The organism is Mycobacterium sp. NGS49 (assembly GCF_059812565.1).
The window spans coordinates 1-22,964 of sequence record NZ_JCALCX010000057.1; the positions used below are offsets into that span (position 1 = coordinate 1).

General features: G+C 68.6%; 20 protein-coding genes and 2 pseudogenes. 11 read left to right on the forward strand and 11 right to left on the reverse strand.

Annotation, left to right across the window (positions count from 1 at the left end; translation table 11 throughout):
- Positions 1–1,718: pseudogene (locus AC5Y7D_RS29530) on the forward strand (PE family protein); the annotation flags it as partial.
- On the opposite strand, the gene AC5Y7D_RS29535 reads toward AC5Y7D_RS29530, so the two are convergent.
- Entirely contained in the window at positions 1,715–3,172 is a 1,458-nt protein-coding gene (locus AC5Y7D_RS29535) for an MFS transporter (RefSeq protein ID WP_499929590.1), read from the reverse strand. The pseudogene AC5Y7D_RS29530 and the gene AC5Y7D_RS29535 overlap by 4 nt on opposite strands.
- 57 nt (positions 3,173–3,229) lie before the next feature.
- On the opposite strand from AC5Y7D_RS29535, the gene AC5Y7D_RS29540 reads away from it, so the two are divergent.
- The 5 genes from AC5Y7D_RS29540 (at position 3,230) to mymT (ending at position 7,090) form a co-directional block, all read left to right on the forward strand.
- Entirely contained in the window at positions 3,230–4,225 is a 996-nt protein-coding gene (locus AC5Y7D_RS29540) for an L-tyrosine/L-tryptophan isonitrile synthase family protein (protein WP_499929592.1), read from the forward strand.
- Positions 4,186–4,839 carry an HAD family hydrolase gene (locus AC5Y7D_RS29545; protein ID WP_499929593.1) on the forward strand — a complete coding sequence of 218 codons (654 nt, stop codon included), beginning with the start codon at positions 4,186–4,188 and terminating at the stop codon, positions 4,837–4,839. The genes AC5Y7D_RS29540 and AC5Y7D_RS29545 overlap by 40 nt, the downstream gene beginning before the upstream one ends.
- Positions 4,836–5,615, forward strand: coding sequence for an SDR family NAD(P)-dependent oxidoreductase (locus AC5Y7D_RS29550; protein ID WP_499929594.1), 780 nt, complete (start codon positions 4,836–4,838; stop codon positions 5,613–5,615). Before AC5Y7D_RS29545 ends, AC5Y7D_RS29550 begins: the two co-directional genes overlap by 4 nt.
- Positions 5,605–6,855, forward strand: coding sequence for a hypothetical protein (locus AC5Y7D_RS29555; RefSeq protein ID WP_499929595.1), 1,251 nt, complete (start codon positions 5,605–5,607; stop codon positions 6,853–6,855). The genes AC5Y7D_RS29550 and AC5Y7D_RS29555 overlap by 11 nt, the downstream gene beginning before the upstream one ends.
- A gap of 91 nt (positions 6,856–6,946) precedes the next feature.
- Entirely contained in the window at positions 6,947–7,090 is a 144-nt protein-coding gene (gene mymT, locus AC5Y7D_RS29560) for a copper-binding metallothionein MymT (RefSeq protein WP_499929608.1), read from the forward strand.
- Between the two features lie 34 nt (positions 7,091–7,124).
- Here the strand turns inward: mymT and AC5Y7D_RS29565 are convergent, their stop codons facing one another.
- From AC5Y7D_RS29565 to AC5Y7D_RS29580, 4 genes are read right to left on the reverse strand one after another with little or no spacing between them, the layout of a single operon-like run.
- The gene (locus tag AC5Y7D_RS29565) at positions 7,125–9,221 is read right to left on the reverse strand and encodes a glycoside hydrolase family 3 protein (RefSeq protein WP_499929596.1); all 2,097 of its coding nucleotides are present in this window, start codon (positions 9,219–9,221) and stop codon (positions 7,125–7,127) included.
- A complete protein-coding gene (locus AC5Y7D_RS29570; protein ID WP_499929597.1) occupies positions 9,218–9,712 on the reverse strand; it encodes a TIGR04338 family metallohydrolase in 495 nt (164 codons plus the stop codon). Before AC5Y7D_RS29570 ends, AC5Y7D_RS29565 begins: the two co-directional genes overlap by 4 nt.
- A complete protein-coding gene (locus tag AC5Y7D_RS29575) occupies positions 9,709–10,458 on the reverse strand; it encodes a DUF2786 domain-containing protein (protein WP_499929598.1) in 750 nt (249 codons plus the stop codon). Before AC5Y7D_RS29575 ends, AC5Y7D_RS29570 begins: the two co-directional genes overlap by 4 nt.
- Before the next feature lie 43 nt (positions 10,459–10,501).
- Positions 10,502–11,341 (reverse strand): alpha/beta hydrolase, encoded by an 840-nt coding sequence (locus AC5Y7D_RS29580; RefSeq protein ID WP_499929599.1) that lies wholly within the window; start codon positions 11,339–11,341, stop codon positions 10,502–10,504.
- Here AC5Y7D_RS29580 and AC5Y7D_RS29585 point away from each other — a divergent pair.
- From AC5Y7D_RS29585 to AC5Y7D_RS29605, 5 genes and pseudogenes are all read left to right on the forward strand, one after another.
- A pseudogene (locus AC5Y7D_RS29585) lies at positions 11,289–12,397 on the forward strand (sigma-70 family RNA polymerase sigma factor). The gene AC5Y7D_RS29580 and the pseudogene AC5Y7D_RS29585 sit on opposite strands and share 53 nt — an antisense overlap.
- Positions 12,394–13,797 (forward strand): alpha/beta hydrolase domain-containing protein, encoded by a 1,404-nt coding sequence (locus tag AC5Y7D_RS29590; protein ID WP_499929600.1) that lies wholly within the window; start codon positions 12,394–12,396, stop codon positions 13,795–13,797. Before AC5Y7D_RS29585 ends, AC5Y7D_RS29590 begins: the two are co-directional and overlap by 4 nt.
- 8 nt (positions 13,798–13,805) lie before the next feature.
- Complete coding sequence (locus tag AC5Y7D_RS29595) at positions 13,806–14,531, forward strand: pirin family protein (RefSeq protein ID WP_499929601.1); 726 nt, start codon at positions 13,806–13,808, stop codon at positions 14,529–14,531.
- Between the two features lie 38 nt (positions 14,532–14,569).
- The gene (locus AC5Y7D_RS29600; protein WP_499929602.1) at positions 14,570–15,985 is read left to right on the forward strand and encodes a YhgE/Pip domain-containing protein; all 1,416 of its coding nucleotides are present in this window, start codon (positions 14,570–14,572) and stop codon (positions 15,983–15,985) included.
- A gap of 63 nt (positions 15,986–16,048) precedes the next feature.
- The gene (locus tag AC5Y7D_RS29605) at positions 16,049–17,176 is read left to right on the forward strand and encodes a phosphodiester glycosidase family protein (RefSeq protein ID WP_499929609.1); all 1,128 of its coding nucleotides are present in this window, start codon (positions 16,049–16,051) and stop codon (positions 17,174–17,176) included.
- Positions 17,177–17,182: 6 nt separating this feature from the next.
- Here the strand turns inward: AC5Y7D_RS29605 and AC5Y7D_RS29610 are convergent, their stop codons facing one another.
- From AC5Y7D_RS29610 to AC5Y7D_RS29635, 6 genes are read right to left on the reverse strand one after another with little or no spacing between them, the layout of a single operon-like run.
- Positions 17,183–17,935: a mammalian cell entry protein gene (locus AC5Y7D_RS29610; protein ID WP_499929603.1), complete on the reverse strand. Its 753-nt coding sequence runs from the start codon at positions 17,933–17,935 to the stop codon at positions 17,183–17,185.
- A complete protein-coding gene (locus tag AC5Y7D_RS29615; RefSeq protein WP_499929604.1) occupies positions 17,902–18,453 on the reverse strand; it encodes an Rv1363c family protein in 552 nt (183 codons plus the stop codon). Before AC5Y7D_RS29615 ends, AC5Y7D_RS29610 begins: the two co-directional genes overlap by 34 nt.
- Entirely contained in the window at positions 18,450–19,430 is a 981-nt protein-coding gene (locus AC5Y7D_RS29620; protein ID WP_499929605.1) for an RDD family protein, read from the reverse strand. The genes AC5Y7D_RS29615 and AC5Y7D_RS29620 overlap by 4 nt, the downstream gene beginning before the upstream one ends.
- Positions 19,427–20,212, reverse strand: a complete 786-nt coding sequence (locus AC5Y7D_RS29625) for an Rv1363c family protein (RefSeq protein ID WP_499929606.1) — start codon at positions 20,210–20,212, stop codon at positions 19,427–19,429. Before AC5Y7D_RS29625 ends, AC5Y7D_RS29620 begins: the two co-directional genes overlap by 4 nt.
- The gene (locus tag AC5Y7D_RS29630; RefSeq protein ID WP_499929607.1) at positions 20,182–21,741 is read right to left on the reverse strand and encodes a virulence factor Mce family protein; all 1,560 of its coding nucleotides are present in this window, start codon (positions 21,739–21,741) and stop codon (positions 20,182–20,184) included. The genes AC5Y7D_RS29625 and AC5Y7D_RS29630 overlap by 31 nt, the downstream gene beginning before the upstream one ends.
- Positions 21,735–22,892, reverse strand: coding sequence for a virulence factor Mce family protein (locus AC5Y7D_RS29635; RefSeq protein ID WP_499929610.1), 1,158 nt, complete (start codon positions 22,890–22,892; stop codon positions 21,735–21,737). The genes AC5Y7D_RS29630 and AC5Y7D_RS29635 overlap by 7 nt, the downstream gene beginning before the upstream one ends.
- Between the last annotated feature and the right edge of the window lie 72 nt (positions 22,893–22,964).

The window sequence follows — 22,964 nt, forward strand, 5'->3', positions numbered from 1 at the left end:
CCGGGCGGGCGGGCGGCCAGGGCGGCGAAGGCGGCGGAGGCGGCATCGGGGGCCGGGGCGCTTCCGGCGGCACCAACGGCAACGGCGGGGTCGGGGGCATCGGCGGCGGAGGCGGCAACGGCGGCAGCGGAACACCCGACACCGGCAGCGGCGGCGGCGCCGGCGGCATGGGCGGCACAGGTGGGACTGGCGGCATCGGCGGCTGGCCGGGCGAATTCGGCGACGCCGCGATGGGCGTCGCCGGCACCGGTGGCGCCGGGGGCGCCGGCGGGTCCGGTGGCGTGGGTGCAAACGCCATCGCCGGGTCCGGTAACAGCGGCGGCTACGGCGGCTACGGCGGCTATGGCGGGTACGGGGGCTACGGCGGCAATGGCTTCTTCAGCCCCGGCGGCACCGGCGGCGCGGGCGGTGCCGGCGGGGACGCCGGTCTCGGCGGGCTGGCCGGCAACGGCGTCGATCGGAACTACTCCGGCGATGGCGGCACCGGCGGCACCGGCGGCGGCGGCGGATACGGCGGCGCCGGGCGTATCAACCAGGACGGTTATGCGGGCGGGGCCGGCGGCACGGGTGGCACCGGCGGTGACTCGGTGGGCGGAATAGCCGGAAACGGTGGGGCCGGCGGCGATGGCGGCGGTGGCGGTTATGCCGGCTACGGCGAGGGTCAAGCAGGTGCTGTGGGTGGCGTGGGCGGCACCGGCGGTACCGGTGGTGCCCCCGGGTCGGGCGCCACCCCCGGTGTGGGCGGTAACGGCGGCCAGGGCGGCATGGGCGGACCCGGTGGCCAGGGGGACTACGGCGTGAATGCGGTCGGGTACGCGGGTGGGATGGGCGGCACCGGCGGCGTCGGCGGCAATCCCGGCATCGGCGGCGTCGGCGGCGACGGCGGCACCGGCGGCTACGGCGGTGCCGGCGGCTACGGTGCCGACGGCGACACCGCCGAGGGGTACGCCGGAGGTGTCGGCGGGGCCGGCGGCAACGGCGGCGCGCCCGGCCCCGGCGGTAACGGCGGCGATGGCGGCGGCGGCGGGTACGGCGGAACAGGCGGCTACGGCTACGACGGCGGAGAAGACCAACCCGGCTACACCGGCGGGGCCGGCGGCACCGGCGGCGCCGGTGGCGTCGGCGCATCGGTGGGTGCGGGCGCCGCCAACGGCAACGGCGGGCCCGGCGGGCCGGGCGGAACCGGCGGCCAGGGCGGCCTGGGCGGATACACGGCCACGTACGCCGGAGAGGCGGGCGGGCAGGGGGGTACCGGCGGCACCGGCGGCGTCGGTGGCCTCGCGGGATCCGGCGCGGGCACGGCGGGAACCGTCGGCGCCGGCGGCGTCGGCGGACCTGGCGGCAAGGGCGGCACCGGCGGCACCGGCTACTACAACGCCGACGCGGGGCCCGGCGGCCAGGGCGGTACCGGAGGCACCGGTGGCGCCGGCGCCAGTGGCGTCACGTCCGGCCAGGCCGGCGCGAACGGCGGGAACGGCGGAACCGGGGGCGTCGGCGGGACGGGCGGCACCCCGCCCGGCACCGGCAATGGCGGTGATGGTGGCCAGGGCGGCACCGGGGGAACCGGCGGCGCGGGCGGCGACGGCAAAGCAGCGCCCGGCGGTACCGGTGGCAACGGAGGCCAGGGTGGTGGCGGCGGCGACGGCACTGCGCCCAATGGTCAAACCGGTCCCGGTGGCGGCCCGGGCGCGGACGGTGCGGACGGCCTGAACCTCTAGCCCCGTTGCCGCAATGCCGCTTCGTCGGCGCGGTTGGGAATCCATAACGCCGGTAGCACCCCGGCGGTGCAGACCACCATCAGCAGCGCGATGCTCGGGGCGAAGCCGAAGTCGTCGTTGACGGCGAGCGTCGCCGAAACGCCAAGCGCGCCACCGAAGTTGCGCATCAAGACCAGTAGCGAGGTGGTGGCGCCGAGATCGGCCGGGCCGGCCCTGACCTGCGCCAGCAGCAGCGCGGGCAGCACGCCGAGGGCGGCTGCGACGCCGGCCAGGGTGGCGGCCCCGAACAGCGCCGGAACCGATACCGATGTCAGCAGCGGCACCCCGGCCGCGGCGGCCGCCAGCAGCGCAGCCAGGACCACCGCGCGGGTACCGACCCGCAGTGCCAGCACGGCGCTGACCGAGCCCAGCGTCAGCCACGTGACCGTCAACGGCACTGCCACCAGGCCCGAGTTCAGGTGGCGCGTCAGCCCGTGCGCCAGTTCCGGCAGATAGCTCAGGTAGGAGTACTGCGCGAAACCGATGACCAGTGCGGCCAGCGTGCAGCCGAGGATCACGCGGTCGGCCAGCACTGCCCGCGGGATCAGAGTGTGTGTGTGGGTTCTGGTTCGCCGGACGAACAATCCGACGAATACCGCGCCGGTGACCAGCACCCAGCCGGAAAGCCGTTGCACCCCGAGCAACAGCCCGAACAGTCCGAGCGCGACCAGGACGCTACCCCGGTAGTCGAACGGCGAACGCCTCGTCACGGCAACGGGACCCGTGCGCAACTGTCCCCGCAGCGCCCAGGCCGACACGGCGCAGCACGGCAACACGAACGCGAAGGCCCAGCGCCACGACACGTCGATCAGTACCCCGCCGATCACCGGACCACAGGCGGCCGCCAGCCCATAGGCCACGTTGTACTGCGCCTGCAGACGGGCACGTTCGGCCGGGGTGCAGCGGCCCGCGATGATCGCCTCGCTCAGCGGCACAAGTCCGCCGGCGGCCATTCCCTGCAGGATTCGGCAGGCGACAAGCTCCGCGAGCCCGGATGCGACGCAGGCCAGCGCGGTGCCGAGGGTGAACAGGCCCAACGCCAGCCACATCGGCGCCCGCTCACCGCGCAGGTCCAGCCAGCGGCCCCAGACTGGAATGGTCAGGGTCGAGGACAGCAGGTAAGCCGACACCAGCCACGCCACCCGCGAACCGCCGCCGAACTCGTCACCGATCGACTTCAACAGTGGCACAACGACTGTCGAGTCCAGCACCGAAACGACACCGGTCAGTACCAGGCCCGTGAGCAGACGGCCGCTGACAGGGCTGGCGGCGAGTGTCACGTCGGAAGTATGGGCACATGCGGCGAGCTGGGAGAAGGCCGTGGGGCAGAAATACTGCGATCCGACGACTTCGGCGTCCGGCGATCGGCGGACACCGCACTCCCCCACGATGGTGTCCGGTTCGCCGACAGACATCGCGGTCCGGTGCTGGCACCGTACATAGCACCAACCGACAACGAGGGATGTCAAAGTATGCCCGAGACCACCATCGCCGCAATAGGACGACTCGGCGCCCGGACCGAGTCGACGACGGCCCGCATCGCGGCGATTCTGCGGGACGCCCGCAAGAACCCCGAGGGCCTGCAGTTTGACGACTCCTACTTGCGTGCAACGCTTTCCGGCATCATCTCGGCGCGCGGCCCGTTGCGACTGGTGTTGCCCACCTTCCACGGCAAGTGCCCGAGCCGTCGGCTCACCATCGGCGACCTGCCCGACTACGGCGAGCAGCTGGCCATCCAAACCCTGGCCGAGTTGCACGCGCGGATCGCGGACGTCTACCCCGCCACCGAGCTGTTCCTGCTCAGCGAGGGCCACTTTCACAGCGACGTGCACCTGTTGGGCAGCGATCGGTCCGTCGACGCCTACGCCGAGCGGATTCGGGACATGCTCCGGCCCTACCCCGGCCTGGTACTGCAGGGTGCCGACGACCTGTTGCCTGGACACAGTCACGGCGAACAGCGGGCAATCCTGCTCGATGAGTACAGCCCCGCCGAAGCCGAAATGCGTTGCCTCATGCTGGCCGACGAGCAACTGCTGAGTTTGTACACGGCCTACACCAAGTTGCATCTGAAGCTGATCACCGAGCGGCCCGACCACCAGCTGTCGGGCCGGCAGCAGCGGGCTCGAGCCAAGAATCGCGCGCTGCTGCAACTGCGCAAGTACCTCGGATTCGGCCGCCTGCTCGCCAAGACGTTCGGCGAGGTGCCCTACGTGAAGATGTCCGCGCTGTACAAGTCACCGGCCCAATTCGATCAGCTCGGAATCAATGTGATCAAGGGCAACCACCAGCGCGGCACTACGTCGTTCTTCGCGGTTATCAAGCAGCGCAACGGAATTCACCGGCTTGCGGCAGCTTCGGAGGCGCGGCGCGCGGGCTGCCGGCTGGTAGCGTCGCACCCCTTCCCCTACTTTCAGGAGGCGGCGACACCGTGCGTTGGCACAACGTCATTTTCGACTTCGACGGCGTAGTGGCGGTCAACACCCAATCCGTCGCGTTCGAAGTGCTGTCCGAAGCCATCGCCCGCTATGGGGTCGAACTCTCCACGAACTATCTGTTTCACCGGTACCTGGGCTGGCGGGGCGAGCAGATTCTGGACGACATCGAAGCGGTGCACGGGGTCGGCGTGGACAGGTCCATCCTGGACGCGGTGCGAACCACAATCCACTCCAGGCTGCTTGGTGAAGTGCAGAAGGACCCGACGCTCGACGCTCTGTTGCAGGTGCCGGCCAACAGGTTCATCTGCTCGGTGAACAAGCCGCACTTCATCGAAAGCCTGCTGCACACCATGAAGATCAGCCGATACTTCCCGCCCGAAATGATCTTCGGGGAGCGGGCCGGGTGTCGCTTCAAGCCGCATCCCGACATCTATCTGGCCTGCCTGCGCGAACGCGGACTCGACCCGGAGCGGACCTGCGCGGTCGAGGACAGTGTCGCCGGTGTCCGCGCCGCGCGGGGTGCGGGTCTGCACGTGTACGGGATGGCCAACGGTCTTCCGGTGGAGCTGCGGTCGGCTTACGCCGCCCAGCTCGTCGCGGCAGGGGCGGCCGAGGTCATTGACGACTTCATCGAGATCGCCCGTTGACCGGCTCTGTCGCGGCGCTGGATCTGTCCGGCACCCGCGCCGTCGTGGTCGGCGGCACCAGCGGGATCGGGTTGGCGACCGCGCGTGCGCTGCTGGCACACGGTTGCCAGGTCCGCATCACCGGCCGGGACCCGGCGGTGCTGAAGAGCGCGCTGACCAACCTTGCCCCGTGGGCGACCGCCGTGACCGGACACACCTTCGACATCAACGATCGCGGCGCATCACGGCAATTCCTGGAATCGGTCCAACAGGATTGGGGCACGATCGATTTCCTGGCCAACTGCGCCGGGATCAGCCGACGGGCGGCACCTCAGGACCTCACCGACGAACAGTGGGACGACGTGCTGGCGACCAACCTGTCCAGCCAGTTCAAGTTCGTCCGCGATGCCTATCCACTGCTGCGCGACCACGACCGTGCGGCCCGCGTGGTGCTGATCGGCAGTATGACCTCGCTGTTCGGAACCGCGATCGGCGCCGCCTACGCGGCCAGCAAGGGCGGCGTGGTGCAGCTGGCCCGCAGTCTGGCAGCGGCCTGGGCCACCGACAACATCCTGGTCAACGCCGTCCTGCCAGGATGGGTCCGCACGCCGATGACCGAGGCGGGCCGGCGTAGCCATCCCGACTACTACCGCCGCATCGACGAGCGAATTCCGCTGCGACGCTGGGCAGAGCCCTCCGACATCGCCGATGTCATCCTGTTCCTGTGCAGCGATCTGAGCCGCTACATCACCGGTTCGGCGCTGACCGTCGACGGAGGTTTCAGCGGTGTGTGCTGAGCACGGAGGTCAGCTCCCGGGCCGCACCATCGCGTTCACCTCGCTGCTGTCGTCCGCGGACTACGTCCGCGAGACGTTCGCCCGGCGCGGCGTCACCCTGCTCGATGTCGTCGACGACGAATTGGACTGTCCGCCAGACGACGTCGACCCGCGCGGCATCCTGCGCCGCACCGCCGACACCCGAACCGATGCGATCCGGTACCGCGCGCGCGACCCGGGTCCGGCCGCGGCCGCCCTGGCGGCCGCCCGGCCGGCGTTCGTGTTCTACGGATTCGAGTACGACCTGAGCTCCGCCGACCGACTGGCCGCCCTGGTCTGCCCCGATTTCGCCAACGACCCGGCGACGTCACTGGCACGGGAACGCAAGGACGAGACCGATCGACTGCTGCAGCGGCACGGTTATCCGGTCCCGCGCCAGCTTTCCTTCCGGTTGCACGAGCCGTTGGACGAGCAGCGCCTGGAAGCCCTCGGCGAGACGTTGATCATGAAACCGGTGCATTACGCGGGGACCCACGCCATCGTGCCCCGGAACGGCGTGAGCGACTGGCTGCGGCAGGCGCGGGCCGCCGATCCGGACGCCGCCTACACCGCCCAGGAGTTGCTGATTGACTGGGACGCAGCCGGGATGCAGCAGACCTACAGTATCGACGGCTTCGCCCTGGGCGGCGAATACCATTTCGTGAGCCTGCAGCGCTGGCACAAGTTGGTGCTGGGCGACGGCATGCGCTACTGCTGGGCCGATCAACTCGACGTGGGGGCGGCCGAGCATGCGCCGTTGCTGGCGCATACCCGGGAGTTGCTGACGGTCCTGGGCCACCGGAACGGCTTCTTCCATCCCGAATTCACCGATTCGCCGCGGGGACCGGTGCTGCTCGATCTCAATCCGCGGCTGGCCGGCGCCGGGGGAATGGTCGACCGCATGGTCGGCATCGCCCAGGGCGTCGGCGTGATCGACACATTCGTCGATGTGGCGTTCGGCGAGCCGACACTCACACCCGAGCACCGCCGGCACGTGCGGCTGCTGGCCATCTACGGGCTGCAGGCCGACGAGGTCGATGTCGTCGCGGCACTGCCGAGCGTCCGGGAGATGGTCGGCTCGAGGATCATGGGTTGTCACTTCGTGCTTTTCGCCCACGACGACGCGGCGCGGGTGCGGGCCGACAGCGACTTGTGTTTCCGGCGCTTCATTGCGCCGCGCTATGCGCCCACTCCGGACGGCTTCGGCGCACCAGGGCGATAGCGAATTCCGCGCCGCCTGTTTACCCGTACCCCCAAGGGGTATACACTCGGCAGTGGCACCAACCACCCACTCAGATGAAGGTGATATCGAAATGGCAACTCACGAAGCTGGAACCCTGCTGACCTGTGGCCACGAAGGCTGCGGCTGTCGCGTACGCATCGAGGTCCCTTGCCACTGCGCAGGCGGCGAACCCTACCGTTGCACCTGCGGCGACGACCTCGTCCCCGTGCAGTAACCGGCCCCGCCGGTCGTGCGTCCGGACGTGCCGCTCAGCGCCCGAACGTACGGCCGGCCAGCTCCACCTGTGCGGTCAGTTGCAAGTCCACCGCGCAAGCACCTACTGCCACCGTGTGCCGTCCCGCCGCGATGTGCCAACTCCCGTCCGAGTAGTGCGCCACCAGGCGCGGATCCGCCTCGATGCGCACCCGGCGAGAATGCCCGGGTTCCAGGTCGACCCGGTCAAATCCCAGCAGCCGTAACCGGCTCTCGCCGGGCGCCCCGGCCAGATACAGCTGAGGGATATCGGCCCCGCGGCGCTCACCGGTGTTGACGACGGTGACCGCTGCCCGCACCGTGTCACCGCCGGTCACTTCCAGATCGCGGTATTCAAAGCTGGTGTAGGACAGGCCGTGTCCGAACGCGAACAGCGGAGCCTGTCCGGTTCGGGCGAACCAGCGGTAGCCGACGTCAGCGCCCTCCGAGTAGTCGATGGTGGTCGGCGAACCCAAAGTCGGGCGCGGCGTCTGACCGAGATCGACCGGAAAGCTGATCGGCAGCCGGCCCGACGGATTGACCTGCCCGGTCAGGACTTCCGCGATCGCCCGGCCGCCCTGCTGGCCGGGATACCAGGCCTGGACGATTGCGCCCACCGAGTCACGCCACGGCATCACCACCGGGTTTCCGGTCTCCAGCACCACCACGGTGTTCGGATTGGCCGCGGCGACGGCCGAGATGAGCGCGTCCTGGCCCCACGGGAGCGACAGGTCAGCGCTGTCGAATCCCTCGCCTTCGGCCCGGGTCGCGAAGACGATCGCGACGTCAGCCCGGCTCGCCACGGGCACCGACTCGGCGGGGCTGATGCCCGGGTCGAACTCGATGTGCGCGTGCGGCAGCAGCGTCCTCAGTTCCTCCAGGGGGCTCGACGGCTGCAGGTACAGATTGCGCATGCCCGCCTCCAGGCCCGATCCGCCGATCGGGACCACACCGGCGTAGCCACCGGGCGGAAGAACAGTGCTGGAGCCGAATCCCGCCGGGACGCCGCGGTGGGCGTAGCCGCCGATGACGGCGACGTGGCCGGCGGTAGTCATGGGCAGCACGCCCCGGTTCTGCAGCAGCACGATGCCCTGCCGGGCGACCTCGAGGGCAATGTCGTTGTGCGCGTTGGTGTCCGGATCGGGGGCCGGTTCCCAATTGTCGACTCCGACGGCGAACATCGACCGCAGGATCCGCCGGACCATGTCCGACAACCGCTGCCTGGGCAGACGACCCTCGGCGTAGGCGGCGCGCAGTGGGTCGCCGAACGTCTCCGCCTGCCACAACAGGGCGTCGATCTGGGCGCCGCACTCCTGGTCGAGACCGCTCAGCGCACACTCCCAGCCCGGTGTGCCGCCCCAGTCCGACATCACCCAACCGGGGAAATCCCACGCACCTTTGAGCACGTCGTTGAGCAGGACGGCATTGGCGGCGGCATAGTCGCCGTTGACCTTGTTGTAGGCCGCCATCACCGCGCCGGGCCGGCCGCGTTCGATCGCGAGCTCGAAGGCCAGCAGGTCGGACTCGCGGTGCGCGTCGGGGTCGATGACGGCGTCGAGCCAGTGCCGGTTGGTCTCGTTGCAGTTCAGCGAGAAGTGCTTGACGGTGCAGATGACACCGTGTTGCTGGATCCCGATGATCTGTTCGGCGGCCATCGCGGCGCTCAACAGCGGGTCCTCGGAGAAGTATTCGAAATTGCGGCCGTTGCGCGGGTCGCGCGCGAGGTTCATCGCGCCGGCGAGTTGCACGTTGAACCCGCGGCTGCGTGCCTCGGCGCCGATCACCGAACCCGCGGCCCGGGCCAGCCCGGGGTTGAAGCTGGCCGCCAGGGCCAGCCCGGCCGGCAGCGCCGTGGCCGTATCGCCCGGGCGGAAACCGGGGTTGGTCACCCCGAGCCCGGCGTCGCTCATCCGCAGCGCCGGGACCCCTAACCGGGCTATCCCCGGCACGTACCCCGCGCTCATAGGGACGTCCGGTGGAATCCGCTCGTCGCGCAATGGCCACAGATCCCCGGCGCCCATCACCCCGACCAGCAGCGCAAAGCGCTCGTCGTCGGTCAACGCGGCCTCGACCTCACGCGCCCGGGCGGCGGGGTCCTGCGCAGCGGGGCTCATCGCACTCCCTCTTTCGCGTACACCACTCGCAGTATGTGCCCGAGTTCGGGTCCCATCACCAGTTCGGTCAGCACGCACATCGTCGCCACGAAGTCCGGCCCGTGTTGCGGCGGCACCCGGCACAGGTGATGCGCCACCTCATGCAGTATGACCAGTTCGCGCATCGCCCACGATGCGGTGTCGCGGTCGGGGACGGCGATAGTGCCTGTCCCCGCCCGGTTCTCGTAGTGCGCGGCACTGGCCGCCCGCCTGGCCCGCACCCGGAGCGGCGAGCAGTCCGGCCACTGTCGGCGCACCGCCGGCAGCGCCAGCACATCGTCGACGTAGCGCTGCACCGACGACACCGACGCGAACCGTCCCTCCGACGGCAGCGTCAACTGGGTACCGAAGAACTCGACGACGCGTGATCCGTGCTCGGCGGCACGGTCGAACATGACCCGGACGAATTCCTCAGCCGCATAGACCTTGGCTCGTTGGGAGTCGCGGGTCAACGGCCCAGCGCGGTCCGTGCCCCGGGCAGCTCCGGACTGCTGCCCAGCCGCGCGCGTCGCCCCGCCCGGTCCCCCGCGCGCCGCGCCGCCGACGAGTACCCCGCAGAGGCCCGATTGGCCTGCCAGGTGCCGCGCGCCCGGGAAGCCTCGCGGTAGTGGTCGCGCAGCTCGACTTCCTTGTCCCGCAATGCGAGAGCGGTACCAGGGTCCCGTCTGCGGTCCTTGCTCACTTCCGCTCGGGCCTGCTCGCGGGCCTCGGCCAGCCGTTGACCGACGCGGGCCCCGAACGCCAGCTGAAAATTCAGACGGGCGGTGATGGTGGGCGTCGGCCGGTGCGCGCCGGTGGCGAGGTAGGCGTCGGAGGCCCGGACCATCTGCACCACCAGGCTGGCGTAGAGGGCGTGCGTCGCGTCGATGTCCTCGGCGAATCCGTAGGCGTACAGGAACGTCGAATTCGACGCGATGTCGCAGCGCACGTCATTCGCCGCCGCAATCAGCACGAAAAGCTGCACATAGGTACGCAGGCCGCGGGTGCCCGCCGCGCCGATCGTGATGGTGCGCTGGGTGGGGGCCTGGGCTGCCGAGCGGGTCGCCGAGTGCGAGCGCGCCACCGCGAGATCGATGGAGGAGGCCGTCGCCAGCCGCTGCGCGGCGGTCATGAAAGCCTCGGCCTCGTGCGGGTTGTCGGTGCCTTCGGCCTGACGCAGCAGCGCCGCGATGCGGGACAGCATCTTGTCGTCGGTCATGCGGCCAAACTAGCGCAGCGACACGACAATCCCGCTCGGTGATTCACAGGCGCAGGTTGAGCCAGGACACCACGTCGTCGAGCACCTGATTCTGCTCGGGCTCGTTGAAGACCTCGTGGAACAGCCCGGCGTATTCCTTCAATTCGACATCGGCGGAGCCCACGCATTCCACCAGGCGGCGGCTGCCCTCGATCGGCACCAGCGAGTCGCCGGTGCCGTGCACCACCAGCAACGGGGTCGTCAGTGCCGGGGCTCGCTGCGGCATGGTCTCGCCCACCTGCAGCAATGCCCGCCCCAGCCCGGCCGGCACCTTGCCGTGGTACACCAACGGGTCGGTGTTGTAGGCGTTCACCACCTCGGGGTCACGCGATATCGCGGTGAAGTCGAGCGCCTCCACCGGCAGGCCCGGCGCCACGACGCCCAACACCTTCGCGGCCAGCGCGACCACCCGCGGCACCATGTCCTGCGCGGCGACGGCCGGCGCGGACAACACCATCAGGTCGTAGTTGTCCGGGCGCTCCACCCCGTAGGCGAACACGATGGCGCCGCCCATGCTGTGCCCGAGCACGATGCGGGTCAGGCCAGGGTTCTCCCGGGTCGCGATGCCCGCCAGCGTGTCGAAGTCGCCGGTGAATTCCGACACGTCGCGCACCATCACCCGCTTGCCGCCCGAGCGTCCGTGCCCCCGGTGATCGAGGGCGTAGGTGACGAGTCCGGCCCGGCCCAACCGCTGCGTCACGTGGTCGTAGCGACGGGCGTGTTCACCGAAACCGTGGGCCAGAATGACCACCGCACGGGGCGGGACGTCCGGGGTCCACACGTCATAGACGATGGGTACGCCACGGACGCCGTCGAAAGTGCGTTCAGTGCGGGTGGTAGTCATCACCGGCAGTTTACGTTCTGCGTGGACACTCCTCGAAGCGTGCTGTCGCACCCGCTGCGTAGGCTCGAACGGGTGAGTGTGCTCACCGAAAATTCTGCCTCGAACGCCGGCGGAGATTTCTCCGCCCACGCCGAACCGTACCGGCGCGAACTGCTCGCCCACTGCTACCGGATGACCGGGTCGTTGCACGACGCCGAGGACCTGGTGCAAGAGACCCTGCTGCGGGCCTGGAAGTCATACGACAGGTTCGAGGGCAAGTCCTCGGTTCGCACCTGGCTGCACCGGATCGCCACCAACACCTGCCTCACCGCGCTGGAAGGCCGGCAGCGGCGGCCGCTGCCGACCGGTCTGGGCAACGAACGCTCGGACCCGACGGCCGAGCTGGTCGAGCGTGCCGAGGTCCCCTGGCTGGAGCCGCTACCCGGTGCGCAGGACCCCGCCGACCCCTCGGTGATCGCCGAGTCGCGGGAGTCGGTGCGGTTGGCGTTCGTCGCCGCGCTGCAGCACCTGTCGCCGCGGCAACGGGCGGTGTTGTTGTTGCGCGACGTCCTGCAGTGGAAGGCCGCGGAGGTCGCCGACGCGATCGGAACCACCACCGTGGCGGTCAACAGCCTGCTGCAGCGCGCCCGCACTCAGCTGAATGCGGTGGCCCCCAGCGCCGACGACCGGCTGGCCGCGCCGGACTCGGAACAGGCACAGGATCTGCTGGCCCGCTACGTCGCCGCGTTCGAGGCCTACGACATCGACAGGCTGGTGGATTTGTTCACCGCCGAGGCGATCTGGGAGATGCCGCCCTACACCGGCTGGTACCAGGGCGCGTCGGACATCATCGCGCTCATACACACCCAGTGTCCGGCCGAGTCGCCCGGTGACATGCGAATGATCCCGATCGTCGCCAACGGTCAACCCGGTGCGGCCATGTACATGCGCGCAGGCGATCGGCATGTGCCGTTCCAGCTGCACGTGCTGGACATCCGGCCGGACGGTGTGTCACATGTGGTCGCATTCCTCGACGGCTCGCTGTTCGCCAGGTTCGGCCTGCCGAATTCGCTATGACCACCCCGCCCACCGTCACGCCGGTGTCCGGCCGACCCTCGATCCTGTTGGGCGCCTTCGACATCGGCAGCGTGGGCTACGCGGCGCGGGAGTTCTTCGTCTCTGGCAACGCGTCGTCCTACGCCCCGCAGCGGCCCCTGGGCCCGGACGGAAGGTGGTGCGTCCGGACCACCGGCGCAGCCGAATACACCACTCGAGTGGTAGTAGTCACCCCCGTTGATGCGGCGCGGTTCAACGGTACCGTGCTGGTCGAGTGGCTCAATGTCAGTGGCGGCATCGACGCCCCGGCGGTGTGGATGATGGCGCACCGCGAAGTGATCCGCGCCGGCTACGCCTACGTCATGGTCTCGGCCCAGAAGGTGGGGGTGGACGGGGGCGTGAGCCTGCTCGGCCTCGACATGTCGCTCAAGAGCCAGAACCCCACCCGCTACGGCGCCCTGCGCCACCCGGGAGACCCGTTCGCCTACGACATCTTCTCGCAAGTCGGCGGGCTGGCCCGCGACGGCGCCGGCATCCTGGGCGGTCTGGATCCGCAAAACGTGGTGGCATTGGGCGAATCGCAGTCGGCGATGTTCCTCACCAGCTACATCAATGCCGTCGACCCGCTCGCGCGGAGCTACGACGGGTTTCTGGTGCATTCCCGGTTCGGGCCCGCCGCGCCACTCGACGACGGCTCGATCTTCGACGAGCTGCAATCCCGCAGCGCGCAAGCGGTGAAGTTCCGACCTGACCTGCGGGTCCCGCTGATGACGGTGATCACCGAAACGGACTTGTACGGCGCCGGGCGACAAGGCTATTACGCCGCCCGACAGCCCGACCACGACCTGCTGCGGGTGTGGGAGATCGCCGGCGCCGCGCACGCCGACAATTACACGATCCGGGTAGCGCCCATCGACTCCGGTTCAGCATCAATCGCAGACCTGGTGGCGGCCTATGCGCCCACCGACCACCTGATGGGCCGGCAACTCGACCACTTCATCAACTTCGGGCCGCAACACCACTACGTCGTGCAGGCCGCGCTGGCGGCGCTGACCTCCTGGGTGCGCACCGGGACGGCGCCGCCCACCGGTGCCCCGTTGCGGGTCTCTCAAGCTGAGCCCCCGGAACCGGTGCTGGATGGCAACGGGATAGCCGAGGGCGGGATCCGCACACCGTGGGTGGACGTCCCGATAGCCCGCACCTCCGGTGTCGCCACCGCGGACGGCCCCATGTCCTCGATCTTCGGTCGCGGCGAGCCGTTCGACGACGCCACCTTGCGGCGCCTTTATCCAGGGGGCGCCGCCGAATACCTGCACAACTTCGCCGGTGCGCTCGACTCCGCGATCGCCTCCGGGTTCATCCTGCCTGCCGACCGTGAGGAGATCCTCCAACTCGCGGGCGCCACCTACCCGCGCGGTTAAGGGGAGCCATGCCCGCCACCGTTGACATCCGGCGCGCAGCCGACCGGGCCGTCACGACCACGCCGTGGCTGCAGTCCCGGCATTCGTTCGCCTTCGGCGACCATTACGAGCCGGACAACACCCATTTCGGGCTGTTGATGGTGAACAACGACGACATCGTCGCGCCCCGAACGGGTTTCGACAGCCACCCGCACCGGGACATGGAGATCGTCACCTGGGTTCTGGAAGGTGAACTGACACACCAGGATTCCACCGGCAACCACGGCGTCATCTATCCCGGGCTGGCCCAGCGCATGTCGGCCGGTAGCGGCATAGTGCACTCGGAGAAGAACGGTTCCGCCACCCGGCCAGTGCATTTCGTGCAGATGTGGGTCATCCCGGATCAGACCGGCATCACCCCGGGCTACCAGCAGCACGACATCGGCGACCGGCTGGACGAGCGCGCCCTGGTACCCGTCGCCTCCGGCGTCCCGGGCAACGATGCCTTGCTCACCCTGCACAACCGGGCCGCAACGCTGCACTGCGCCCGACTGCGCGGTGGCGACACCGTCGACTTGCCCGCGGCACCGTTCCTGCACGTGTTCGTCGCCCACGGCGACCTCACCCTCGAGGACGCCGGCGCTGTGACCACCGGAGACGCGGCCCGGCTGACCGATACCGGCGGCCGGCGACTCACCGCGCGGCAGCCTTCCGAAGTGCTCGTCTGGGAGATGCACGCGAAGCTGGGCGGCTGACCGACACACTAGAGTGGGCTCGACAGACAGGAGCCCCCATGTCTCAGAAGCACGCCAAGCATGCAGCGCCCAAACCGAACCGGAACATCAAGCAGCTTCGCAAGGTGCGGTTCTGGGCGGCGCCGATCCTGATCACACTGGCCCTGATGTCGGCGCTGTCCGCGCTGTATCTCGGCGGCATCTTGAACCCGACCACCAACCTGCGTCATTTCCCGATCGCCGTGGTCAACCAGGACGCCGGCCCCTACGGCAAGCAGATCGCCGACGGCGTGGTAGCCGGGCTGGACAAGGAGAAGTTCGACGTCCGGGTGGTCTCCGCGGCCGAGGCCAGGCAACTGCTGGACCGGGCACAGGCCTACGGGCAGATGGTGATTCCCCCGGGCTTCTCGTCCAAGTTGCGTGACCTCGGCGAGAGCGCGCTGACCGCCAATCGCGCCGAACGGCCGACCATCACCATCTCCACCAACCCGCGGGCCGGCACGCTGGGCTCCAGCATCGCCGGCCAAACCCTGAACCAGGCCGCTGCTGTCGCGAACAGCAAAGTGGGAGAACGACTTTCAGCAGATGTGGCGGCGCAGACCGGGGGCGCGCCACTGGCCGGCGCGTCGGTGCTGGCCCTGACCAGTCCCATCGACATCAAATCGGCGGTATACAACCCGCTGCCCAACGGCACCGGAAATGGGTTGTCGGCCTTCTACTATGCGCTGTTGCTGTTGCTCGCCGGCTTCACCGGCAGCATCGTGGTCAGCACCCTGGTCGACTCGATGCTGGGTTACGTACCAGCCGAATTCGGTCCCGTCTACCGCTTCGCCGAGCAGGTCAACATCTCGCGATTCCGCACGCTGCTGGTCAAGTGGGGGCTGATGGTGATCCTGGCGCTGGCGACGTCGGGTATCTACCTGGCGATAGCCCACGGCCTGGGCATGCCCATCACGCTGGGCTGGCAATTGTGGCTCTACGGAGTGTTCGCCATCAGCGCGGTGGGCATCACGTCGAGTTCGCTGATCGCCGTGCTGGGTTCGATGGGACTGCTCTTCAGCATGCTGATCTTCGTGATCCTCGGTTTGCCGTCGGCCGGTGCGACGGTACCGCTGGAAGCCGTCCCGCCGTTCTTCCGCTGGCTGGCCAAGTTCGAGCCCATGCACCAGGTGTTCCTCGGCGTGCGCTCGCTGCTGTACCTGAACGGCCACGCGGACGCCGGATTGCGCCATGCGTTGATCATGACCGCCATCGGACTGGTGATCGGACTCTTGGTGGGCGGCATCATCACCCGCCTGTACGACCGCAAGGGCTTCCACCGTGTTCCCGGTGCGATCGAACACGCCATCGCCGCCGAGCACCAGGCGCATCACCAACGGGAGAAGGCTCGCGAGGCCGACAGCGAAGCCGAGCCCGCCTCCGACCTCGTCGCCGAGGCGCAGCCCACCGCTGAAAGTACAAGCACGCAAACGTGATTGGAACGCAGCACGGGCGTCACTGGCCTGTTACCAAAGTTGACAGTGTGGCTGATGTGGCTGATGCTGAGGGGGTCGCTTCTCAGATTCTGGCCGAAAGGGCTACCCGTGCTGACGCCAGCTGCCGTCTTGCGCAGAGTCGCGGCAAGCTGTGTCACCCTGGCGTTGTGTGCCACGCTGGCAAGCACCACCGGGCAGCCTGCCGCACACGCCGCTGATGCGCGGGAACTGCTGCAGCAGGCCATCGCCACCACCAAAGGCTCCTACCTGGTTTACAACTTCGGCGGCGGGCATTCCATGCCGCTACTCGACGGCACCGGACGCTGGTACGAGATGAACAACGGCGGCCATCTGATGATCATCAAGCAGGCCGCGACCCGGCTGCAGCCGCACCTGCTGGTGGACACCCACAAGGGCGACCAGGCCCGCTGCGAGAACAACGCCGGCGCCCGCACCGGTGAGGGGCTGTGGCAGGCATCCGAGATCTACCCGCCGCTGCAGGCATGGCAGCGCATGGGCCAACCGACCATCGCCATCAACGCCAACTTCTTCGACGTGCGCGGCCAAAAGGGCGGTTCCTGGCGCGACACCGGATGCAGTTCGCCGCTGGGGGCGTTCGTGGACAACACCCATGGACAGGGTCGCGCCAACCAGGCGGTCACCGGCACCGTCGCCTACCCGGGTAAGCAGGGCCTGTCCGGCGGCAACGAATCGTGGACGTCGCTGACGACGATGATCCTGCCGGTCGGCGGCGCTCCATATGTGTTGCGGCCCAAGGGCAGAGAGGACTACGACCTCGCCACGCCGGTGGTCGAGGACCTGCTGAACAAGAATGCCAAGTTCGTCGCGGTGGCCGGCATCGGGCTGCTCTCCCCCGGTAACACCGGTCAGCTGCACGACGGGGGACCCAGCGCGGCACGCACCGCCCTGGCCTACTCGAAGCAGAAGGACGAGATGTACATCTTCGAGGGCGGCAGCTACACCCCCGACAACATTCAGGACCTGTTCCGCGGCCTGGGCAGCGATACGGCGATATTGCTCGACGGCGGCGGTTCGTCGGCGATCGTGCTGCGCCGCGACACCGGAGGCATGTGGGCCGGAGCCGGGGCGCCCAAGGGTTCGTGCGACACCCGCCAGGTGCTGTGCGACTCCCGCGAACGGGCACTGCCCAGCTGGCTCGCGTTCAATTGAGACCGGCTACAGCTGCGGAGTCACATCCAGCGACGTGATGGTCGTCATCCGCGTCACCAACCAGCGGTCGCCCTCGCGCTTCATCGTCATCCGGTACGACAAGTACTGCAGCGAGGGGATGTTCTTCTTCAGCGGGGTGGTGGCGGTGGTGTTGGTGTACACGATGACCACCGCATTCGGGCCGTCGAGCGACTCGACCGCCACGCCGGTGACCTCGGTCGAGTTGGTGATCTTCAACTGCTTGTTCGGGCCGACGACCTTCTCTTCGACGAATTTCCGGTATTGGGCACCGAAGTCGCCGGTGAGGTATCGGCCCGCGCGATCGGCCAGGGTGTCCATGTTCTCCGGCGTGTAACTCCACAACGTGGTGATCGCGTTCGCCGCCGAGCGCGCCACCTTCAGCTTCACTTCGATGGTGGCCCGCTCCGACAGGTACGGCTGCACCATCGCGGCCGCAAAGGCCGAGGAGCCGACGAACAACGCGGCGACGAGCGCCACCACCACGGCGGCCAGCCGGCCGCGGTTTCGCTTCTTCTTCGGTTTGGCCGGCTCAACCGTTTCGGCCGACTCGTCCGGCTCGGCCGACTCGCCGGCGGCCTCGGTTTCGGCGGACTCGGTTTCGGCGGACTCGGAATCCGGCTTGGACTCGGACTCCCCGGCGGCGTCGGCGCTCTCGGAGTCGGCCTGGCTTTCCTCGGTTTCGGTCTCTTCCCGGGCCTCGTCGGTCAAAGCACCTGCTGCAGGTTGCTGATCTTCCACTGATTCCCTTCCTGCGTAGCGGTCGCCGACCAACGGTTGGTGTTCTCGATGACCTGTTTACCGTCCGGCGACTTGGAGGTGACGTCAGTAGCCACCAGCACCGTCACACTGCCGTCGTCGTTCCACCGTTCCACACCGGCCTCCAGCACCGTCCCGGTCGAACGCTCCGCGCGGGCAACCTGGAACAGGATTTCGTTGGCCTTGTCGGTGTACTGCTTGGCGAAGTCACCCGTCGCCTGTGCCATCACCCGTTCGATGTACTCGTTGGCGTGGAAGGGATCGATCGAGGTGAAGCCCGTCATGAACCACTTGACGTAGTTCACCGCCTGGGTTTCGCGCTCCGCGACACGGTCCCGCGAGTGATGGTTGACCAGCATGAAAGCCGAGCCGGCGATCGCCGCAACCATCACCAGCGCCGCGATCGACGAAATCAGCGGCAATGCCCACCGCCTCGGCGGTATGGCCTGCGGGACGAGGAGCGAGTCCTGCCCCGGTTCGAACTTGCGCCGCGGACTCATTTGCCCTCACCCGCAGCGGGTTTCGGTTTGGCCAGCACGGTGAGGCCGTCGACCAGCCAGCGGCCGTCGCCGCTCTGGATGAAATTCACCCGCACGCTCGCGGTGATGTAACGGACGTCGGGCCCATCGCCGCGACGGCCCTGCAGGAACAGCAGCATCGTCGCGCTGTGCGGTGTCGCCGCCAGGATCGAGTTGGTCGAACCCCAGTACTCGTTGATGACCGGGTGCCCCTTCTGGACCACATCCTGCTGAGCGGCCAGGTCACGGCGGTATCTGTCGGTGGTCAGATTGAGGGCACGGGCGAAATCCTCCCGCAGGGTCTTCGGGTCGTAGGTCAGCATCTGGGCAACGATCTTCGGTCCCTGCGTGGACACCTCGGCGCGCGCCCGGTCGGTTGCGCGAGCCTGGTGGTAGACGACGCCATAGCCGACGCCTGCACCGCCCAGACATAGCGCGGCCGCACTCACCAGCGCCACCGCCGTCCACTTGCGCACCTTGTCGGCCCGCTCGTGCGGTACCACGCGCAGCACCTCGGTCCTCACCAGCATGTCCGCGAACGTGCGACGCTGGGAATCCCACAGCGGCCACAACCAGCCCACCAGCAGCGCCGCCGTGTCGACTAGGTGAGCCACCTCGCGCAACAGCAGCCACCACGGACTGATCTCCTTGCCGTCCCGGCGTGCCACCGCGATGCCGAACTGCGCGCGGCCCAGGCTCCAACCGGTGACGGTCGGCAGTAGCAGGCGGTTGACGAGCACCGCCAGGACGGCGAGGGCGCAGGCGACCATGCACACCCACCACCACGCGCGATAAGGCGGCAGCGTGAACGACACCAGCGCCATCGTGATCGCCACGGCGAGGCCGGCGAGCGCGTCCACGGCGAACGCCGCGACGCGCAAATGCCAAGGAGCCAAGGCCTTCTCGGGGAGGTCCTGGGCGGCGTCCGTGGTCTGGATCTGGTCGACCACCACCGTCACTTCGTCACCTGGTCGAGCTTCGAGATCTTGTAGGTGCCGTCGGTCGGCGCCATTCGCACCCGCAGGCGATAACCCGTCTCCTGGTTCTGCTGCTGGTCATTGGAGACGCTGATACGCAGTGCGACGAGCACGTCGATCGAGCCGTCCGGATTGTCGCGCTCGACGGCGGCACGCATGTCGGACACCTTGAGGTGCACGTTCGCGGCCTGGTAGGCCTGCACCAGCATGCTGCTGTAGAGCAGCGCCTGGGTGCGGTACTGGTCGGTGCCGCAGTCGACGATCTTCTGCTCGCTGGCGGCCATGCTGCTGGTGTCCGGCGCCTGGGTCGCGGCGACACAGTCCTTGGCCACGTTCAGCGCCGCAGCCTCGTTGCGCTGCAAAGAGGCGATGTCCTGGTGGGACCGCAGCGCGTAGTAGCCGCCGCCGGCGATGCACCCGGCCATGATCAGCAGCACGGCCGCGATGGCGACCAGCCACCCACGGCCCACGCGCGACCTGCCCCGTTCGACGCCCGGTTCCTCCGCAGTCTCGGACTGGGAGTCCTCGCCATCATCGGTCGGGTCGGCTCCGCCCTCGGACCCCTGCGGATCCTCGGCCGTCACCACGCTGCCGGTCGGGTCGGCTCCGCCCTCGGATCCCTGCGGATCCTCGGCCGTCACCACGCTGCCGGTCGGGTCGGCTCCGCCCTCGGATCCCTGCGGATCCTCGGCCGTCACCTCCGTGCCCAGTGATTCGTCCTTGTCGATGGGGTTCAGCCGGCCGGCGCCAGCATCTCCTTCCATCCGTCGTCTCCTGTTTTGGTTGAGTTTGCGACGGAGTATTTGACCCCGTCGGGCCCTACCAGCTCACCACTCTGCGGACTGTAGACCGCAGAGGGGGGCCCGCCCGGAGTGTAGACGCAGGGGTTGGGCTGTTGTCCGTTGCACTGCACCGCACCCGTTCCGGGACGCGTCAGCGGGTCGCTGATCGGCGGTGGTGTTGTGCCGCCCGGTGGCAGCCGGTCGGCCGGCAGCGGGTTGATGCCGTTGTTCACCGACGGCGCGGGGACCACCATGCCCGGTTTCACCGGCTGATCACAGCGTGCGGCCGGAGCCGGGCAGGTCAGCAGCTGGTTCGGGTCGCCGTACCAGGGGTTGGTACCCGCCGGTTCGTACGGTTTGGTGCTGCGGCATTCACGCGGCGTGGCGGCCCGCTTACCCGGCACGTCCACACACGGGATGTTCCGTGAGCCACGGACGCTGTTGGACGGCGTGTCCATCGGGATCTTGCAGTACGTCCCGACCGGCAACGGCTCCACGCTCGTGTCGGCAAAGGACCGCCACTGCTCGGCCGGGATGAAGCCGGTCAGACACGGCGGCGGCTGGTTGATCGCCAGCGCCAGGTCCAGGGCCGCCATGTTCGGGAACGGCGCGGCCACGGTCTGAGCGATCGACGCACCCTGCGGCAGGAACACCAGCACCTGTTCGAGGCCCTTGTGGTACCGCTTGAGCATCTCGAACACGACCTCGAGGTTGGCCAGCGTCTGCGGCAGCGAATCCCGCACGTCGGTGAACACCTCGTTCACCTGGTCGGCCGTCGGAGCGGCCTGGGTCAGGATGCTGCGAAGGTGCTGGTCCTCTTGCGCGCTCTGTGCCGCCAAGGTGTTCAGGTTGCGTGCCCAGCGCTCGATGGCGTTGCCAGAGTCGACCTGGCTCTGCAGGACGGGCCCGGAATTCTGGATGATGTCGTTGACGTCGTTGATCTGGGTGCGGAAATCGCCCACGATCGCCTGGGTGGCGTCGACCAGCCGCTGCAGGGCCGGGCCCAGACCGCCGACCGCCAGCGCCGTCTCATCCAGCAGCTTCGGAATCTTCTCCTTGGGCAGCACCTCTAGGCCACGATTGGCCGTGTCCAACGCCGGCCCGATCTCGCTGGGCACCGTGCCCTTGGTGATGGTCTGTCCCGAGGCGAAGTACTTCCCCGGATTGCCGTTCGACACCAGGTCCAGATACTGCTCACCGACCGCCGACACCGAGTGCACGTTCGCGGTGGCGTCGACCGGGATCTTGTAGCGGCTGTCGATGCTCAACATCGCCTTCGCCCCCCACGGGGTCGGTTCCACCTCGGTGACCTTGCCGATGGTGATGCCACGGTAGGTCACGTTCGCCGTCGGGTACAGACCGCCCGAGGCGGGCAGGTTGGCGGTGAGCTCGTAGCGCCCGATCCCGACCAGGGTGGGAATCTGCAGGTAGTAGACGCCCAGCACCGACAGCGCTATCACCGTGAGCGTCAGGAACAGCCACAACTGGCGCCTGATAAAGGGTGTCAGCATTGGCCTCGCTCCGCCCTTTCCACCAGCGGCCCGCCCGGCGCGTCGTTCGGATTCGACGTGTAGCGAACATCGGGGATCATGGTTTCGGGGTCACGCCCGAACGACTGCTCGAGCGCCCGCAGCGCACCGGAGAACCCGGTACCGGTCAGCACCGCGTTGTCCACGGCGCTGTAGGTGACGTCCAGCGTGGCCGACACGTTCTGGTAGTCGCCGCGGAAGATCTTCGGCACCGCGTCGATGTCGAACGGCTGCGTCAGGATCAGCTTCAGCGCGCCGATCAGGTACGGCGAGCCGCGGCCGAGTTCCCGCAGCGGGCACTGCAGCGCCTGCAGGTCGGTGTTCAGCGGCCCGCGTGCTTCCGACAGGTACTGGTCCGCGGCACCGCTGAGCCGGCCTACCGAGTCGACCGCATTGATCAGCAGGTTCTTGGTATCGGCGAAGTGCTTGATGAGCGGCGGGAAATCGGTCAGCACGCGCTCCAGCACGTCGTTGCGGTTCCCGACGTAGGTCAGCAGGCGGTTCGTCGAGTCGATGGCGTGGGTGATGTCATTGCGCTGCTCGTTGAGCTGGCGGGTGAAGGTGTCCAGCCGGTTGAGGAAGCCGCGGATCTGTTCCCCGCGACCGTGGAAGATCGCGTAGATCTCGTCCTGCAGCACCTCGAGGTTCGGGATACCGCCACCGCGCAGGATCAGCGAGATGACCGCCAGCGTCTGCTCGATGTTCGGGTAGGCCGACGAGTTCTTCAGCGGGATGGTGTCGCCGTTGCGCAGCAGTTCCGTCGAGGCGTTCTCCGGCGAGATCAACTCGACGTGCTGCGACCCGAGCAAGCTGGTCTGGCCGATCTTCAGCAGGGCGTTCTTGGGGAGCTTGGTGTCCTTCTTCAACCCCAGGGTCAGGGTCGCGATCCAGTTCTTCAGCTCGATCTTGCGAATCGAACCGACCTCGACGTCGGCCACCATCACCTTGCTGTTGCCGTTGATGGCCAGGGTGTCCGGCACCTGGGCATACACGGTGTACGCGTCGCTGCCACTGCCCGGCGCCCCGGGAATCGCGACCTGGGAGATGCCTTTCCAGCCACAGGAACTCATCATCAGGGCGGCGACAAGCAGCACCAGCCCCTGCCAGGTCCCACGGCGGACCTTGCCCAGCATCCCTATCACTGACCCCCTCCTACCTCAGCCGGCAGCGGCGCACCGACCGCTGCGGCCGGTCCGGGTGCCGCC

Coding starts and splice junctions, on each gene's coding strand:
- AC5Y7D_RS29535 (WP_499929590.1), bottom strand. CDS start 3,172: ATGTCTGTCGGCGAACCGGACACCATCGTGGGGGAGTGCGGTGTCCGC.
- AC5Y7D_RS29540 (WP_499929592.1), top strand. CDS start 3,230: ATGCCCGAGACCACCATCGCCGCAATAGGACGACTCGGCGCCCGGACC.
- mymT (WP_499929608.1), top strand. CDS start 6,947: ATGGCAACTCACGAAGCTGGAACCCTGCTGACCTGTGGCCACGAAGGC.
- AC5Y7D_RS29565 (WP_499929596.1), bottom strand. CDS start 9,221: ATGAGCCCCGCTGCGCAGGACCCCGCCGCCCGGGCGCGTGAGGTCGAG.
- AC5Y7D_RS29575 (WP_499929598.1), bottom strand. CDS start 10,458: ATGACCGACGACAAGATGCTGTCCCGCATCGCGGCGCTGCTGCGTCAG.
- AC5Y7D_RS29580 (WP_499929599.1), bottom strand. CDS start 11,341: ATGACTACCACCCGCACTGAACGCACTTTCGACGGCGTCCGTGGCGTA.
- AC5Y7D_RS29590 (WP_499929600.1), top strand. CDS start 12,394: ATGACCACCCCGCCCACCGTCACGCCGGTGTCCGGCCGACCCTCGATC.
- AC5Y7D_RS29595 (WP_499929601.1), top strand. CDS start 13,806: ATGCCCGCCACCGTTGACATCCGGCGCGCAGCCGACCGGGCCGTCACG.
- AC5Y7D_RS29600 (WP_499929602.1), top strand. CDS start 14,570: ATGTCTCAGAAGCACGCCAAGCATGCAGCGCCCAAACCGAACCGGAAC.
- AC5Y7D_RS29605 (WP_499929609.1), top strand. CDS start 16,049: ATGCTGAGGGGGTCGCTTCTCAGATTCTGGCCGAAAGGGCTACCCGTG.
- AC5Y7D_RS29615 (WP_499929604.1), bottom strand. CDS start 18,453: ATGAGTCCGCGGCGCAAGTTCGAACCGGGGCAGGACTCGCTCCTCGTC.
- AC5Y7D_RS29625 (WP_499929606.1), bottom strand. CDS start 20,212: ATGGAAGGAGATGCTGGCGCCGGCCGGCTGAACCCCATCGACAAGGAC.
- AC5Y7D_RS29630 (WP_499929607.1), bottom strand. CDS start 21,741: ATGCTGACACCCTTTATCAGGCGCCAGTTGTGGCTGTTCCTGACGCTC.
- AC5Y7D_RS29635 (WP_499929610.1), bottom strand. CDS start 22,892: ATGCTGGGCAAGGTCCGCCGTGGGACCTGGCAGGGGCTGGTGCTGCTT.